Raw genomic sequence first — 15,384 nt, 5'->3', positions numbered from 1 at the left:
CCGGCAGCTGCGTGGTGATGGACTGCCCCAGATCGCCGCGCGCCACCCCCCCGAGCCATTTCAGGTAGCGCTCGGGCGCGGGCACATTCAGGCCCATCTGCGCACGCAGGGCCGCCAGCGCCTCGGGCGTTGCGTCCTGGCCCAGCTGTTCCTGCGCCGCATCGCCGGGCAGCACGGCGGTGATGGAGAACACGATGGCTGACACCACGAGCAGCGACACGCAGGCGAGCGCAACCCGTTTGATCAGCAATGAAAGAATGACGTGGTTCATGATTTATTCTTGTCTCCTCTATCGAAAAGGAATCCCGTCCTCAGGCATCCAGCCAGACATGCTCGGCGAACGCATTGCCCATGAGCCCCCCCAGGGGGATGGACTGCAGGCCTTTGAGCCGCGTGGTATGCCCGTCCAGGCTGGCCAGGAACAACGGAATACCGATGCCGGCCTCATGGTGGATCATCGTTTGCATGTCGGCGTACATCCGCTTGCGCTTGCCCCCATCGAGCTCGGCCCGAGCGCCCAGCAGCAGTTGGTCAAAACGCTCGGACTTCCACCGCGATTCGTTCCATGCGGAGTCAGATTTGAAGAACTGGGTGAGGACAGCGTCGGCCGTGGGGCGGGTGTTGATGTTGCCGAAGCCCACCGCACTGTTGAGCCAGTGCTTGGACCAATAGCCGTCAGCCGGCGCCTGTTGCACATCCAGTTCCAGCCCAATCAGCTGCCCGAACTGCTGCAGCAGCAATGCCATGTCCAGCGAGTACATCGCAGCCCGCGAAGCGACCACCGGCACCGGCCCCGTCACGCCAGATTTCTTCCAGTGAAAGCGCGCCTTGTCCAGGTCGAAAGGCCGCTGTGGCAAACCGTCAAAGTGAAAGCGGCTGCCCGGGCCGATCGGCTGGTCGTTGGCGACCAGGGCGTGGTCCAGCGCCACGATCTTGCGCATCTGCTCTCGGTGCATCAGGTACTTCATGGCCAGCACGAAGTCAGCATTCATGCCAGGCCCGCTGTCCCGGCGCATCACGAGGTCGGTGTAGTGCGAGCCCTGCGTGGTGAAGATGGCGTAGCCCTTGGTGCTCTTGACGCGCGCCACCGATCGCGGGTCAATGCCTGCCACCAGGTCGAAGTCGCCATGCAGCAAGGAACTGACCCGGGCTTTTTCATCCGCGATGCCGGTGAATTCGATCTCGTCGAGGTAGGGCCGGTCGGGCTTCCAATAGCGCTCGTTGCGCACCACCACCGAGCGCACGCCGGGCGCAAATTCCTTGAGCTTGAACGGGCCGGTGCCGATGCCTTTGGAGAAGTCGGTCGTGCCCGCCTTGACGATGTGGAAATGGAAGGTGCCAAGCAATGCCGGCAGGTCCACATTCGGCGCGGCCAGTTCCACAGTCACCTCGCCGGGGCCGGATGTGCGCACCGCCGCAATCTGCTCGGCCAGCGCCTTGACCTTAGAGCCCACCACCGGGTCTTTGTGGCGCAAGAGCGAAAACACCACATCGGCCGGGGCAAGGGACTTGCCGTCGTGGAACTCCACCCCTTTACGCAGCGTGAAGACCCAGGTTTTGGCGTCCTGCGTGGCAAAGGATTCCGCGAGGGCGGGCTGGGGTGTCAGCGATCCATCCAGCGCCGTCAGCCCGTTGTAGAGCATGTGGCCGCGCGCATAGTCCATCTGGTTGGCCTGCTTGGCGGGATCCAGTGTCTCTGCCGCCGTGGCGGTGGTGCCTGCCACACGGATGCGGCCGCCGCGCCGGGGCGTGTTGGCATGCGCAGTCGCTGCCAGCGCCGCCATGCTGCCCGCGATACCCGCCTGCATGCCGCCGGCCATGAGCATGGCCACCACGTCCCTGCGCGTGGCGCCGCGGGCGATGGCCTGCAGCATCCCCGCGCAGTCGCGCGGGTCCTGCAGGCCGCCCAGGGAGGGGTTGTCTGTGTTCATGACTGGTCCGTTCGCTATGTATATGGCTGGTGCGCGGGTTCAGCCGCTCAAGCGTCGAGCCACACGTTCTCAGCAAACATGTAGCCCATCAGCCCGCCCACCGGGATGGGCGAGAGGCCCTTGAGCTTGGTGCTATGCCCGTCGATGCTGGCCAGGAACATGGGAATGCCGATGCCCGCCTCGTTGTGAATCATCGTCTGCATGTCGGCATACATCTGCTTGCGCTTGGCCAGGTCGATTTCCGAGCGCGCGGCCAGCAGCAACTGGTCGAATTGGGCGCTCTTCCAGCGCGACTCGTTCCAGGCTGCATCCGACTTGAAGAACTGCGTGAGGATGGTGTCGGCATTGGGACGCGGGTTGACGTTGCCAAATCCGACAGGGCTGTTGAGCCAGTGGTTGGACCAGTAGCCATCGGCGGGCATGCGCTTGACGTCCAGGTCCAGGCCAATGCGCTGGCCCGTCTGCTGCATCAGCAACGCGATCTCCACCGAATACATGGCCGCCGGCGATGTAACTACCGGAATCTTGCCCGTGACGCCCGACTTCTGCAGATGGAATTTGGCCTTGTCCAGGTCGAATGGGCGTTGGGGCAGGTCCTTGAAAAAGAAGCGGTTGGTGGGGTCGATGGGCTGGTCGTTACCCACCACCGCATGGTCGAGCGCAATCGTCTTCTTCATCTGGTCGCGGTCGAACAGGTGCTTCATGGCGAGCACGAAGTCGGGGTTCATTCCAGGCCCCACATCCTTGCGCAGGATGAGGTCGCTGTACTGGCCCGATTGCGTGGTCATGATGGCAAAGCCGGGCGTGCCCTTGACGCGGGCCACCGAGCGCGGGTTGATGACGCCCACCAGGTCGATGCCGCCCGACAGCAGCGCGTTGACGCGGGCGTTTTCGTCGCCGATGCCCACGAACTCGATCTCGTCCAGGTAAGGCTTGCCGGGCTTCCAGTACGCCTCGTTGCGCACGTGGACGGAGCGCACGCCGGGCTTGAACTCCTTGAGCTTGTAGGGGCCGGTGCCGATGCCGGCGCTGAAGTCGGTGGTGCCTTCCTTGACGATCTGGAAGTGGGATGTACCCAGGATCACCGGCAGATCGGCATTGGGCGCTGACAGCACGATGGTCACTTCGTTCGGGCCACTGGCGCGCACGGTGTCGATCTGCTCGGCGAGCACCTTGGCCTTGGAGGCCGTCGCAGGGTCCTTGTGGCGCATGAGCGAGAACACCACGTCAGCGGGCGACAGTGCCTTGCCGTCGTGGAAGACCACACCCTTGCGCAGGATGAACACCCAGGTCTTCGCGTCCTGCGTGTTGAACGACTCGGCCAGCGCTGGCTGAGGCGAGAGCGAAGCGTCCAGCGACGTCAGCCCGTTGTAGAGCATGTTGCAGCGCGAGTAGTCGGTCTGGTTGGACTGCTTGGCCGGGTCCAGCGTATCGTTGGCCGAAGCCGTGGCGCCCGCCACGCGGATGCGGCCGCCGCGCTTGGGGGTCTGCGCGTGGGCGCTGGTGGCCAGGCTGGCAATGCTGCCTGCCACTGTGGCCTGCATGCCGCAGGCGGTCAGCATGGCCAGCACGTCGCGCCGGGTGGCCCCACGCGTGAGCGAGTTCATCACGCGAAGGCTTTCGCTGGGACCGACAAGTTGCTCGAACTTTTTTTGGCTATCGCTCATGGTCATGCTCCTGGTTGAAAAGTGGAACGGATCGCGGGGTTATGGTTGTCAAGAAAAGAGAGGGGAGAGGGTCCTGGCCAAAAGGGAGCCCCTCAGGCCAGCCGGTCCTTGAGCTGGAAGTACAGGCCCACCGCCGGCAGGAACCAGGGTGGACCGAAGTGGCCCGGAATGGCCGGCCAGCGCCGGTCCTTCCACGGGTTGGCGTTGGCATCGCCCGCCATCACCGCAGCCATGCGCTGGCCCATGTGCACCGACATCTGCGTGCCATGACCGCTGTAGCCCATGGAATAGAAAAGGCCATCGCGCTCGCCGGCCTGGGGCAGGCGGTCCTGCGTCACATCCACCAGCCCTCCCCAGCAGTAGTCCAGGCGCACAGGGCCCAGTTGCGGAAAGGTTTCGGCCAGGCCCACGCGCAGGATCTCGCCACTGGCGGCGTCCGATTGCGGGCTGGAGATGGCAAAGCGTGCCCTCCCTCCGAAAACCAGGCGGTGGTCCGGTGTAAGGCGGAAGTAGTGGTGGATGTTGGCGATGGTGGTGTAGGTGCGCCGCTCGCGCAGCAAGGCATTCGCGCGCTCCGCACCCAAAGGCTCCGTCACCACGATGAAGCTGCCAATGGGCACGATGCGCCGCCGCAGCCAGCCAAAGCTGCCGTAGGCGCCGTGGCGCGAGGCACCCGTGGCCAGCAGCACCTGGTCGGCGGCCACCACGCCCTGGCGGGTGTGCAGGCGGTGGGCATGGCCTTGCATGCGCTCCAGGCGGTCCACCTGCGTGCCGATGCAGATCTGAGCGCCCTGGCGCTGCGCGGCATGGGCCAGGCCCTGCGCGAAGCGACCCATGTGCATCTGCGCACTTCGCTTGTACAACAGGCCACCGTGGAAGCGTTCGCTTTGCACCTCGCCGCGCACGCGGTCGGCGTCGAGCACCTCCACGTCCGTATCCACGCCATCTGCCACGAGCCTCTCGGCGCTGCGCTGCAGGGCTTCCAGCTGGTAGGGCCGTGTGGCGAGCTTGAGCTTGCCGTGGCGCAGGAAGTCGCAGTCGATGCCCTCCTCCGTCACCAGCCGGGCCACGGTATCCACCGCGTCGTCGTAGGCGTGATACCAGGCCCTCGCCTGGGGCACGCCTACCCGCGCGGCCACATCCGCATAGTCCACAGCCAGCCCGTTGTTCACGTGGCCCCCGTTGCGGCCCGAAGCCTCGGGCGCCACCGTGTTGCCTGCCTCTAGCACCGCTACGCGCGCGCCTCGGCGGGCCAACGCCAGGGCTGCCGACAGCCCGGTAAAGCCGCCGCCCACGATGGCCACGTCCACCTTGGCCGGCAGGCTGCCCGCAGCAGGTGCCTGCCAGGCGGGCAGGCCATCGTTCCAATATGAATCGAGCTTCATGGTGTGGTGCGTGCTGTGGAGGAAGACGAGAGGTGTGCGGGGTGCGGCCGGGTCAGAGCCCGACCACGCCAGGCAGGCCGCCGATGTCCTGGATCTCGGTGTAGTTGTAGGCGGGGCAGCCGGGGCCGTGGCCCCGATTCACGAACACCTTGTGCTTGATGCCGATGTCGTCGGCCGACATCAGGTCGTAGCGCAGGCTGGAAGACACGTGCAGCACATCCTCGGGGTTGCAGCCTAGCGAGTCGAGCATGTATTCAAAAGCCTTGAGACGCGGCTTGTAAGCCTGGGCCTGCTGGGCGGTGTACACGCGGTAAAAAGGTGCGCCCAGCATGGCCACGTTCTTCTGGATCTGGCTGTCCATCGCATTGGAGATGATGACCAGCGGGATCTCCTTGGCCACCTTGGCCAGGCCCGCGGGCACGTCGGCGTGCGGTCCCCAGGTTGGAACGGCGTCGTAGTAGGCCTGGCCGTCAGTGTCGAAATACTGAATCTTCCACTTCTTGCACAGGCGGCGCACGGCGTTCTTCAGCACCACGTCGTAGGGCTGCCAGTCGCCCAGCACTTCATCGAAACGGTAGGCCGTGTAGTCGGCGATGAACCGATCCATGTGCTCGGCCGCAATGCGGTCGGCAAACAGTTCACGCGTCAGCTCGCCCATGCGAAAGCGGGTGAGCGTGCCGTAGCAGTCGAAAGTCACGTACTTGGGACGGAAAGTCATGCCCTCTGCTCCTTCAAAGTGGATGTGCTGGCCCTCGCAGGCCGCACCCTGGAATTACTGTTTGCGACAAGATGATGTCGAAGAGATTGGAGCACTCCACAACGCAGAACGTGTTGGGAAATGGCCCCCTTGCACGCGACAAAGTTGCGCATTGCATGGGGGCCTTTGGCATCTCATGTGGTGCGCACAGCATGGGTGCAAAGCCGCACCATTAGTGCGCCGCAGCAAAGTCGACCAGCACGCTCTTGAAACGGAGATTGGCCTCCACTGCCTGGCGCCCCAGGTCCTTGCCGATGCCCGACTGGTGGTAGCCGCCCGTGGGGATCACGAAGTCCGCGCTGCGCCCGTAGCGGTTGATCCACACCGTGCCGGCAGAGATGCCGCGCATGCAGCGCAGCGCCCGGCCGATGTCCGCGGTGTGCACGCCCGCCGCGAGGCCATAGTGGGCATGTGCCGCCAGCGCCAGGCCTTCCTCTTCGGTGTCGAAGGTCTGCACCGTGAGCACGGGGCCGAAGATCTCTTCCTGCACCGCCGGGTTGTCGGCCCGCACGCCTTGAAGCAACGTGGGCTGGAAGTACGCACCGCCCGGCCCGCCCTCAAACAGGCCACCGCCGCTGCGCACCTGCGCGCCGGCATCCCGCGCACGTTCCACGATGTCCTGGATGCGTGCGGCCTGGGCCGCAGAGATGATGGGCGGCAAGGTGGCCTCCGCGTCCCAGGTGGCGCCGGGGCGCAGTGCAGCAAAGCGCTGCGCGATGCGCTCCACCAGCGCCTCCGCGATGCCACGCTGCACGATGAGCCGCGATCCCGCCACGCACACCTGGCCCGCGTTGCCCGTGATGGCGCCGGCGATGATGCCGGCCAGGCGGTCCACGTCGGGCGCATCGTCGAACACCAGTTGCGGGCTCTTGCCGCCCAGCTCCAGCGTGACGGGCTTGGGGCCCTGCAGGGCGCAGCTGGCCATGATGGCCGCGCCCGTGCGGGTGGAGCCTGTGAAGGTCATCTTGGCAATGAGCGGATGGCGCGTGAGGGCATCGCCCGTGGTACGGCCGTCGCCCTGCACGACGTTGAAGATGCCGGGCGGAACGCCCGCGTCGATGGCCAGCTGCGCCAGGCGTACGGCGGAAAATGGCGTCATTTCGGAAGGCTTGAGCACCACGGCATTGCCCGCAGCCAGAGCGGCGCCCACTTTCCATGACACCATCACCAGCGGAAAATTCCAGGGCGTGATGGCGCCCACCACGCCATAGGGCTCGGCCACCACCATGCCCAGGTGGTCGTGCCGCGTGGCGGCCACCTCGCCACCCAGTTTGTCGGCGTACTCGGCAAAGAAGCGCAGCCCTTCGGCCGTAAAAGGTACATCCCACGCGGCGGCATCGCGCACGGGCCGCGTCGAGCATACGGCCTCCAGCGGCGCCATGTGCTGCACATCGGCCTCGATCAGGTCGGCCCAGCGGCGCAGTACGCGAGCCCGCTCGCGTGGCGCGCGGCGCGCCCAGTCGGAGGTGCGCCAGGCGCGCCATGCATCCTGCACCGCAGCATCCACGGTGGAGGCATCGGCCACGGGCAACTCGGCATGGGTTTGTCCGTCGGAGGGGCGCAGCACCGCAAGCTGCTCAGTGTCGGCAACCACCCGGCCGCCGATGAAATGGCCGGACGCTACGGCGATGGTGTGGGGGTCGAAAAGTGGCATGGCAATGGGGGCGCCAGCAGCGCTGGGCGAGGAGTGAAAAAGGATGGTTGATGCTAGGCAGGAAGGCCCAGCATTTGTGTTCATAAGCACCCCCCAGGCCGCAGCAAATTGCAAAACCGCAGCACCCTGCAGACGATGCTTGCAAGTTGCGGGCAAACCCCCATTCGGCCCTGGTGCAACGCCGAGATGTCGTCCAAGATAAGCACCAATTTCCATTGCCTTGAGGTGCTTTCCATGCCGCCAAAGCCCGCCATTTCTCCCTCGCACGCCGCTGTCGCCGACGACGGCGTCTTGCTGCGTCCGATGACTGCCGACGACCTGCCCGAGGCACATGCCCTCTCGGCCGAACAGCGCTGGCCCCACCGGCCCGTGGACTGGGAGCAGGTGTTTGCCCACAGCGAGGGCCTGGTGGCCGAGCGCGATGGCAAGGTCGTGGCCACGGCCCAGCGCTGGCTTTGGGGCGAGCGCCACGCCACCATCGGCCTGGTGATCGTCTCGCCCGCCTGCCAGGGCCGGCGCATCGGCCACCGGCTGATGAGTGCGCTGCTCGAAGGCATGGACGACCGCACGGTGCTACTGCAGGCTACGGCTGAGGGCCGGGGCTTGTACGAGCGCCTGGGCTTTGTGCGTGTCGGCGAGATCCGCCAGCACCAGGGCATGGCGCAGCCCACGCCGCTGATTGCACTGCCCGCCGGCTGGCGCCTGCGCCCCGCCGGGCTGAACGAGGCGGCCGCCCTGCACCAGCTGGACCAGGACGCGCGCGGCATGCCCCGGGCTGCGCTCATCGACGAGCTGATCGCGCAAGCCGACGCCTGCGTGGTGCTGGACCACGACGGCACGCAAAAAGGCTTTGCCATCCTGCGCCGCTTTGGCCGCGGCCACGCCATCGGCCCCGTGGTGGCTCCGGATGCAGAGGGCGCCAAGGCGCTCATTGCCCACCTGGCCGGCATGAATGCCGGACGCTTCACGCGCATCGACATCGACTTCGACTCCGGCCTGGCCGAGTGGCTGGAGAGCATCGGACTGCTGCGCGTGGATGCCCCCACCACCATGGTGCGCGGCGCGCCGCTGCAGCACCCCGAAGGCGCCCCGCGCCTGTTCGCCATCGTCACCCAGGCGCTGTGCTGAACACGCGCTGATTGCATCGGCCTGCCAGCACCTCGGCAGGCACACAGGAGACCTCAGATGAGCCAACGATTTGTGCGTGTGGCGGAGGAGGAGCGCGCCCGCGTGCGCATATTGATCGACGGAGAGATGGCGGCCGCGCTGGCGGGCGACACCTTGATGGTGGCCCTGCTCAGCCACACGCGGCACCTGCGCGAATCGGAATTTGGCGACGGCAAACGAGCGGGCTTTTGCCTGATGGGAGCCTGCCAGGACTGCTGGGTGTGGACGGCCGATGGCCAACGGCTTCGCGCCTGCACCACGGTGGTTGAAGAAGGCATGCACATCGTGACCCACCAGCCGGAGGCAACATGGCCCAACCACCGCGCGTAGTCATCATTGGCGCCGGCCCCGCAGGCGTGCGCTGCGCCGAAACCCTGGTCGCAGCCGGCCTGCGGCCCACCGTGGTGGACGAGAACCGGCGCGACGGCGGACAAATCTACCGCCGCCAGCCCGACAACTTCACCCGGCCTTACACCAAGCTGTACGGTACCGAAGCCGGTCGCGCACAGGCGCTGCACGCCTGCTTCGACGCGCTGCGAGCACACGTCGACTACCACCCGAACACGCTGGCCTGGAATATCGCCGACCAGCAAGTGCACGTGGCATGCGGCGAGCAGGCATCGGCCCTGCCGTTCGACGCGCTGGTGATCTGCGCGGGCGCGACCGACCGCCTGATGCCGGTGAAGGGCTGGCAACTGGCAGGCACCTACAGCCTGGGCGCCGCGCAGATCGCGCTGAAGGCCCAGGCCTGCGCCCTTGGTCGCCGGGTGGTCTTCATGGGCACGGGGCCGCTGCTCTACCTGGTGGCATCGCAATACCTCAAAGCGGGCGCGAACGTAGCCGCCGTGCTGGATACCTCGCCGCTGGCGGGACGCTTTGCAGCGCTGCCCAAGCTGCTGGCACGGCCTTCGGTGCTGCTCAACGGGGTGGCGCTGGTGGCAGGCATCAAGCGCGCGGGCGTGCAGGTGCTCACCGGCATCACCCCCGTGGAAATCACCGGCAACCCAGCGACCGGCGTGCAGGGTGTCGCGGTGACGGACGCCAGCGGCGCCACCCACACCTTCGCTTGCGATGCCGTCGCCATGGGTTACCACCTGCGGCCAGAAACTCAATTGGCCGACCTGGCGCGCTGCGCCTTCCACTTCGACCCCGAAACACGCCAGTGGTTGCCCGAGGTGCGCGAAGACGGCCGCACCACCGTGCCCGGCGTGTATCTGGCGGGCGACGGCATGCGCGTGCTCGGCGCGGACGCCGCCGAGATTGCCGGTCGCCTGGCCGCCATGGCCGTGCTGAAGGACTTCGGGCTGACGGTCGCCAACGACCAGCTGCAGCAGCTGCGCGCGCAGCAGGCCACGATGGAGCGCTTCCGCCAGGGGCTCGCCACGGCCTTCCCCTGGCCCGCGCAGCAGGCCGCGCGGCTGCCCGACGAGGCCATCGTCTGCCGCTGCGAAGCCATCACCGCGGGCGAACTGCGCCGCGTGGTGTGCGACATCGGCGCGCAGGAGGCCAACCGCGCCAAGGCGTTCAGCCGCGTGGGCATGGGGCGGTGCCAGGGCCGGTACTGCGGGCATGCCGGTGCCGAAGTGATCGCCAGCGCGGCGGGCGTGCCGGTGGAGCAAGTCGGCCGCCTGCGCGGGCAGGCGCCAGTCAAGCCGCTGCCCGTTGCAGTGCGTGAGGAGAAAGCAGCATGAGCGCGTTGAAGGCCGATGTGATCATCGTAGGCGGCGGCTTCATGGGGGCGGCCAGCGCGTTTTTCCTGCGCCAGCGCGGCCTCTCGGTCATCCTGCTGGAGCGCGGCCTGATCGGCCAGCAGGCCAGCGGCGTGAACTTCGGCAACGTCCGCCGCCAGGGCCGCGCCATTGAACAACTGCCGCTGGCCAACCGCTCGCGCGAGATCTGGGGCCGCCTCAAGGAGCTGATTGGCGAAGACGTGGAGCTGATGCTCAGCGGCCACCTGCGCGTGGGCTACCGCCCCGAGCATGCCGAGCGCCTGGAAACTTATGCACGCGACGCAGAGCCCTATGGCCTGGGCCTGCAGATGCTCACAGCCCAGGTGGTACGGGAACGTTTTCCGTTCCTCGGGCCCGAGGTGACGGCCGGCTGCTACGCCCCGCACGACGGCCATGCCAACCCGCGCCTGGCGGCCCCCGCCTTTGGGCGCGCAGCGGTGCGCGCGGGCGCCCGGGTGTTGGAAAACACCGAGATCCTCCACGTCGAAAAAGCGGGCGAAGACTTTGCCGTGCAGGCTGCGGACGGCCGCCAGTTTGCCGCGCCCGCCGTGCTGGTCACGGCCGGCGCCTGGGGTGACCGCATCAGCGCGGCTTTCGGCGAGCCCGTGCCGATGCAGGTCAAGGGCCCGCAGATGTGTGTGACCGAACCCGTGCCCTACGCCGTCGCGCCGACGATTGGCCTGGCCACCGATGTGCCCGAGGAAATCGTCTATTTCCGCCAGGTGGCACGCGGCAACATCGTCATCGGGGGTGGCGGCCATGAGCCCGTGGACATGAAAAACCGCCGCGCCTATGTTCACCCGCGCCGCACGCTGATGACGCTCGCGCAGCTGCCCCGCGTGGTGCCGGCCTTCAACCGCCTGAGCATCATCCGCGTGTGGAGCGGCATCGAGGGCTACATGCAGGACAGCCGCCCCGTGATGGGGCCGAGCGCCCGCGTGCCCGGGCTGTACTACGCCTTCGGCTTCTCGGGCCACGGCTTTCAGCTGGGGCCCGGCGTGGGCGACGTGATGGCCGAGCTGATCCACACCGGCGCTACCACCACGCCCATCGGCCCGTACCACATCGGCCGGTTTGCGGCGCCTGCGGCCCAGGCCGCATAGCCCCGCCGTATTCCGACGCAGTCTTTCCACAACCTTCCATTGAAAACCAGCATGTCTTCCCTGCAGCCCGCCCTGCCCCCCGTGGCCCCAGCTTCCCCCGTGCGCTCGTTCATCGACCTGCGCGCGTTTGCGCGCGATGCCCGCCAAGGCATCGTCGCTGCCTCTTCGGCGGGCGACGACCCGTTTCTGGCCAACCGCCGCACGCTGGACTGGGCGTCCGACAGCCCCGTGACGGCGGGCGTCATCACGCTCAACGCCGGCAGCGGTGCAGTGCCCAGCCTGCCTGCGGACGAGTTCATCTTCGTCCACGAAGGGCGGCTCACGCTGGCGCAGCAGGGCGAGCAGCAGCCCGCCAAGCTCACTCTGGAGCCCGGCCAGAGCGCGGTCATCCCGCACGGTGCGGCCTTCGCCTGGTCGGCCACGGGCCCGGTGTCGCTCCTCTTCACGCGCTACAACCTGAGCCAGCCCGGCAACGGCGCCATCGTGCCCATCCAGCAATCGCCCGAGCTCAAGCCTTCGGGCACGCCGCCGGCGGACCTGCTGACCACGCCCGCCCCCTCCTGCCGCAACTTCACCGACTACCAGTCGGCCGATGGCGAGTTCATGTGCGGCACCTGGGACTCCACGCCCTACGCACGCCGCCCCTTGTTCTACAAGCACTGTGAGCTGATGTACCTGCTGCAAGGCAGCGTGGATTTTGTGGACGAAACGGGCCGCAGCGCCACGTTCTCGAAAGGCGACGTCTTCCTCGTCGAGCAAGGCGCGCGGTGCACCTGGGACAGCCGCGGGCAGGTGGCCAAGGTGTATGTGATCTACCGCCCCAAGTAGGCCGCCCCATCGAACGCCGCCCGAGGTTCTGCCATGACTTTTCTCTACAAAGCCGACCCGGCGCGTGGCGCGGTGTGGGCCGAGCTGCTGGCCCAGAAGATGCCGGAGCTGCCGTTTCGCATCTGGCCCGACATTGGCGACCCGCATGCCGTGCGCTTTCTGGCCGCGTGGGAGCCGCCGCGGGATCTGGCCACGCAGTTCCCCAACCTGGAGATCCTGTTCTCCACCGGCGCCGGCACCGACCAGTTCGACTTTGCCGCCATCCCCCCCGCACTGCCGGTGGTGCGCATGGTGGAGTCCGGCATCGTGCAGGGCATGGTCGAGTACGTGACCCTGGCCGTGCTGGCCCAGCACCGCGATTGGCGAACCTACCAAGCCCAGCAGCGCGCCGGCACCTGGCAGGCGCACCGCGTGCAGCCCGCATCGTCGCGCCGCGTGGGCGTGCTGGGCCTGGGTACGCTGGGCCGGGCGGTGCTGGAGCGGCAGCGCAGCTTCGGCTTCCCGTGCGCGGGCTGGAGCCGTTCGCCGCAGCAACTCTACGGTGTGGACTGCCATCACGGCCCCGAAGGGCTGCAGGCCCTGCTCGCGCGCACCGACATCCTGATCTGCCTGCTGCCGCTGACGGACAGCACGCGCGGCATCCTCTGCCAACGCCTCTTCGACCAACTACCTCGCGGCGCCACCCTGATCAACGTGGGGCGCGGCGGCCACCTGGTGCAGGACGACCTCCTCCAGGCACTGGGCACCGGGCGGCTCGGCAACGCCGTACTGGACGTATGCGACCCCGAGCCGCTGCCGCCCGGCCACCCGTTCTGGACGCACCCGCAGGTGGTGCTCACGCCGCACATCGCCAGCATGACGCAACCCGAAACCGCCGTGGACGCCGTGGTCGAGAACCTGCGCCGGTACCGCCAGGGCCTGCCCATGGTCGGGCTGGTGGACCGGACGCTGGGCTACTGAGGCCCGCCCGATCCCATCCACCTTCATGAGAAGAAAAACCATGAAAACACTGCTGCTCAACAAAGCGGACGTGGGTCGGCTGATCCACATGCGCGAAGTCATCGAGACGGTGGAGGAAGCCTACAAAGCCTTCAACAGCGGCCATGTCAACCAGCCGCCCTACACCTGCATCCACCTGCCACCCAGCGGCGAGATCGACTTCAAGATCAGCCACAGCAGCGCCAACGGCATCATCTCGATGAAAGCCTCGTCCGGCGGCTTTCCCAACAACCCCACCGAGCACGGCGTGCCCAGCGGCATGGGCACCGTCCTGCTGTTTGACGCGCGCAGCTGCGCGCTCCTCTGCGTGATGGATGGCAGCCTGCTCACCGGGCTGCGCACTGGCGCGGCGGGGGCCGTCTCGGTCAAGGCCCTGTCGCGCAAAAACACCAAGACCGTCACCTCCATCGGCACCGGCAACCAGGCCCGCATGCAGATCCGCGCCATTCGCGAGGTGATGCCCATCGAAACCATCCACGCCTGGGACCACCACCCCGAGACCCTGGCCCGGTACCAAGCCGACATCGAGCGCGAGTTCGGCATCCCGGTGGTGGCGGCCGCCTCCAAACAGGCGGCGGTGGAGCGGGCCGACATCCTGGTGACCACCACGCGCGGCAAGGGCTCGCTGGTGGAGGCCGCGTGGGTGCAGCCCGGCACGCACGTGGTGGCCATCGGCACCGACACCTATGGCAAGCAGGAATTCGAGCCCGAGGTTTTCAAGGGCGCCAAGATCGTCAACGATTCGATTGCGCAGTGCATCGAAAAGGGCGAAACCCAGCACCCGCTGCGCCGGAACATCATCCGCCGCGAAGACATCCACGCGGAGCTGGGCGAAATCCTCCTGGGCCAGAAGCCCGGTCGCGAGCGGGACGACGAGATCACGATCTTCGACTCCACCGGCATGGCCATCCAGGACAACACCACCGCCGCCCGCATCTACCGCAACGCCATCGCCGGCCAGGTCGGCACAACTTTTGAGTTCATTCCGTCATGATTCCCTTGCTTGAACACCCCACCCTCGCGGACATCCACCAGGCCCGCGAGCGGCTGAAGCCCCATATCAAGCGCACGCCGATATTGCGCGCCGAAAAAATCGAGAAGGCGGTGGGCTGCCAGCTGTATCTGAAGCCTGAAACCCTGCAGATCACGGGCGCGTTCAAGATCCGCGGCGCGCTGAACAAGGCGCTGTCGCTGCCCCAAGAAGCCATTGCCAACGGCCTCATCGCGACCTCATCCGGCAACCATGCGCAGGGCATCGCCTACGCCGCCAGGATGCTGGGCGTCAAGGCGACCATCGTCGTGCCGGTAACGACACCGCGGATCAAGATCGAGAACACCCAAACCTTGGGCGCGGAAGTCATTCTTTTCGATGGCGATACGGCCGCGCGGTGGAAAAGGGTGTGCGAGATCGCCGAAGAGAACCACTACACCGCGGTTCACGGCTTCGAAGACCCGCTGGTCATGGCGGGCCAGGGCACCCTCGGATGCGAGATCCTGGAGGACCTGGAGGGTGTGGACACCGTCATCGTGCCGCTCGGTGGCGGGGGGCTGATCTCCGGCGTTGCCACGGCCATCAAGGAAACAAATCCGTCCGTGCGCGTCATTGGCGCAGAGCCCGCCTTGACACCCAAGTACTACCAGAGCCGGATCCATGGCGAGCGCACCTCACTCCCCTTGAAGGACACCATTGCCGATGGGGTGCGCATCAGCGTTCCGGGCCAGAACCCCTTTCCCATCATCGAGAAGTACGTGGACGAGATCGTGCTGGTCGAAGATGAGCACATCGTTGCGGGCATGCGCGCGCTGGCGAAGGATGCCAAGCTGATCGCAGAACCCGCGGCCTCCATCGGCCTTGGCGCACTGCTGGCGGGCAGCGTGAAGGTGAGCCCCTCCGAGAAAGTCTGCCTGGTGCTGAGCGGCGGCAACTGGGATCTGTGCGACCTCGCAGAGATCTACCGATAGACCTGACGCCAACGCCCTTCGCGGGAGCGCGAGGGTCGCGCCCCGCACACCACCTGCATCGCGCGTCCCGCATCGCTGGGGTGGTGGCGAGGGATGTGTGGAAGTGGGTGCCCGAGCCAGCGGGCCGCACGCGGTGCCGTCGCCGCCCTCCCTGCACGACCATCCACCTCTTCATAGACGCCGCCCCTTTTTTGTGCGCGT

13 protein-coding genes and 1 pseudogene are annotated in these 15,384 nt (G+C 67.0%); 8 read left to right on the top strand and 6 right to left on the bottom strand.

The features are described 5' to 3' along the window. The 6 genes and pseudogenes from MRY84_RS02300 to MRY84_RS02275 all read right to left on the bottom strand — a co-directional run. Positions 1-271: pseudogene (locus MRY84_RS02300) on the bottom strand (ABC transporter permease); the annotation flags it as partial. 40 nt (positions 272-311) lie between these two features. After that, positions 312-1,931: an ABC transporter substrate-binding protein gene (locus MRY84_RS02295; protein ID WP_291504148.1), complete on the bottom strand. Its 1,620-nt coding sequence runs from the start codon at positions 1,929-1,931 to the stop codon at positions 312-314. A 47-nt stretch (positions 1,932-1,978) separates the two neighbouring features. Continuing rightward, entirely contained in the window at positions 1,979-3,598 is a 1,620-nt protein-coding gene (locus MRY84_RS02290; protein ID WP_291504147.1) for an ABC transporter substrate-binding protein, read from the bottom strand. Positions 3,599-3,690: 92 nt separating this feature from the next. Continuing rightward, complete coding sequence (locus tag MRY84_RS02285) at positions 3,691-4,983, bottom strand: FAD-binding oxidoreductase (RefSeq protein ID WP_291504146.1); 1,293 nt, start codon at positions 4,981-4,983, stop codon at positions 3,691-3,693. Between the two features lie 52 nt (positions 4,984-5,035). Continuing rightward, positions 5,036-5,701: a haloacid dehalogenase type II gene (locus MRY84_RS02280; RefSeq protein ID WP_291504145.1), complete on the bottom strand. Its 666-nt coding sequence runs from the start codon at positions 5,699-5,701 to the stop codon at positions 5,036-5,038. Positions 5,702-5,912: 211 nt separating this feature from the next. After that, entirely contained in the window at positions 5,913-7,394 is a 1,482-nt protein-coding gene (locus MRY84_RS02275) for an aldehyde dehydrogenase family protein (protein ID WP_291504144.1), read from the bottom strand. Positions 7,395-7,628: 234 nt separating this feature from the next. On the opposite strand from MRY84_RS02275, the gene MRY84_RS02270 reads away from it, so the two are divergent. From MRY84_RS02270 to MRY84_RS02235, 8 genes are read left to right on the top strand one after another with little or no spacing between them, the layout of a single operon-like run. Beyond that, positions 7,629-8,522 (top strand): GNAT family N-acetyltransferase, encoded by an 894-nt coding sequence (locus tag MRY84_RS02270; RefSeq protein ID WP_291504143.1) that lies wholly within the window; start codon positions 7,629-7,631, stop codon positions 8,520-8,522. Positions 8,523-8,579: 57 nt separating this feature from the next. Then, positions 8,580-8,891, top strand: coding sequence for a (2Fe-2S)-binding protein (locus MRY84_RS02265; protein WP_291504142.1), 312 nt, complete (start codon positions 8,580-8,582; stop codon positions 8,889-8,891). Next, positions 8,870-10,252, top strand: coding sequence for an NAD(P)/FAD-dependent oxidoreductase (locus MRY84_RS02260; protein ID WP_291504141.1), 1,383 nt, complete (start codon positions 8,870-8,872; stop codon positions 10,250-10,252). Before MRY84_RS02265 ends, MRY84_RS02260 begins: the two co-directional genes overlap by 22 nt. Continuing rightward, positions 10,249-11,394 (top strand): FAD-dependent oxidoreductase, encoded by a 1,146-nt coding sequence (locus tag MRY84_RS02255; protein WP_291504140.1) that lies wholly within the window; start codon positions 10,249-10,251, stop codon positions 11,392-11,394. Before MRY84_RS02260 ends, MRY84_RS02255 begins: the two co-directional genes overlap by 4 nt. 51 nt (positions 11,395-11,445) lie before the next feature. Then, on the top strand, positions 11,446-12,222 hold the full coding sequence (locus tag MRY84_RS02250; protein ID WP_291504139.1) for a cupin domain-containing protein: 777 nt from the start codon (positions 11,446-11,448) through the stop codon (positions 12,220-12,222). Between the two features lie 33 nt (positions 12,223-12,255). Then, positions 12,256-13,182, top strand: coding sequence for a glyoxylate/hydroxypyruvate reductase A (locus MRY84_RS02245; RefSeq protein WP_291504138.1), 927 nt, complete (start codon positions 12,256-12,258; stop codon positions 13,180-13,182). Between the two features lie 40 nt (positions 13,183-13,222). Beyond that, positions 13,223-14,215 (top strand): ornithine cyclodeaminase family protein, encoded by a 993-nt coding sequence (locus MRY84_RS02240; RefSeq protein WP_291504137.1) that lies wholly within the window; start codon positions 13,223-13,225, stop codon positions 14,213-14,215. After that, complete coding sequence (locus MRY84_RS02235) at positions 14,212-15,183, top strand: threonine/serine dehydratase (protein ID WP_291504136.1); 972 nt, start codon at positions 14,212-14,214, stop codon at positions 15,181-15,183. The genes MRY84_RS02240 and MRY84_RS02235 overlap by 4 nt, the downstream gene beginning before the upstream one ends. Positions 15,184-15,384: the final 201 nt, after the last annotated feature.

Source organism: Acidovorax sp. (genome assembly GCF_022763525.1).
GTDB lineage: Bacteria > Pseudomonadota > Gammaproteobacteria > Burkholderiales > Burkholderiaceae_C > Acidovorax.
Note: the sequence above shows the minus strand (reverse complement) of the source record. Positions and strands in the feature narration are given on the sequence as shown.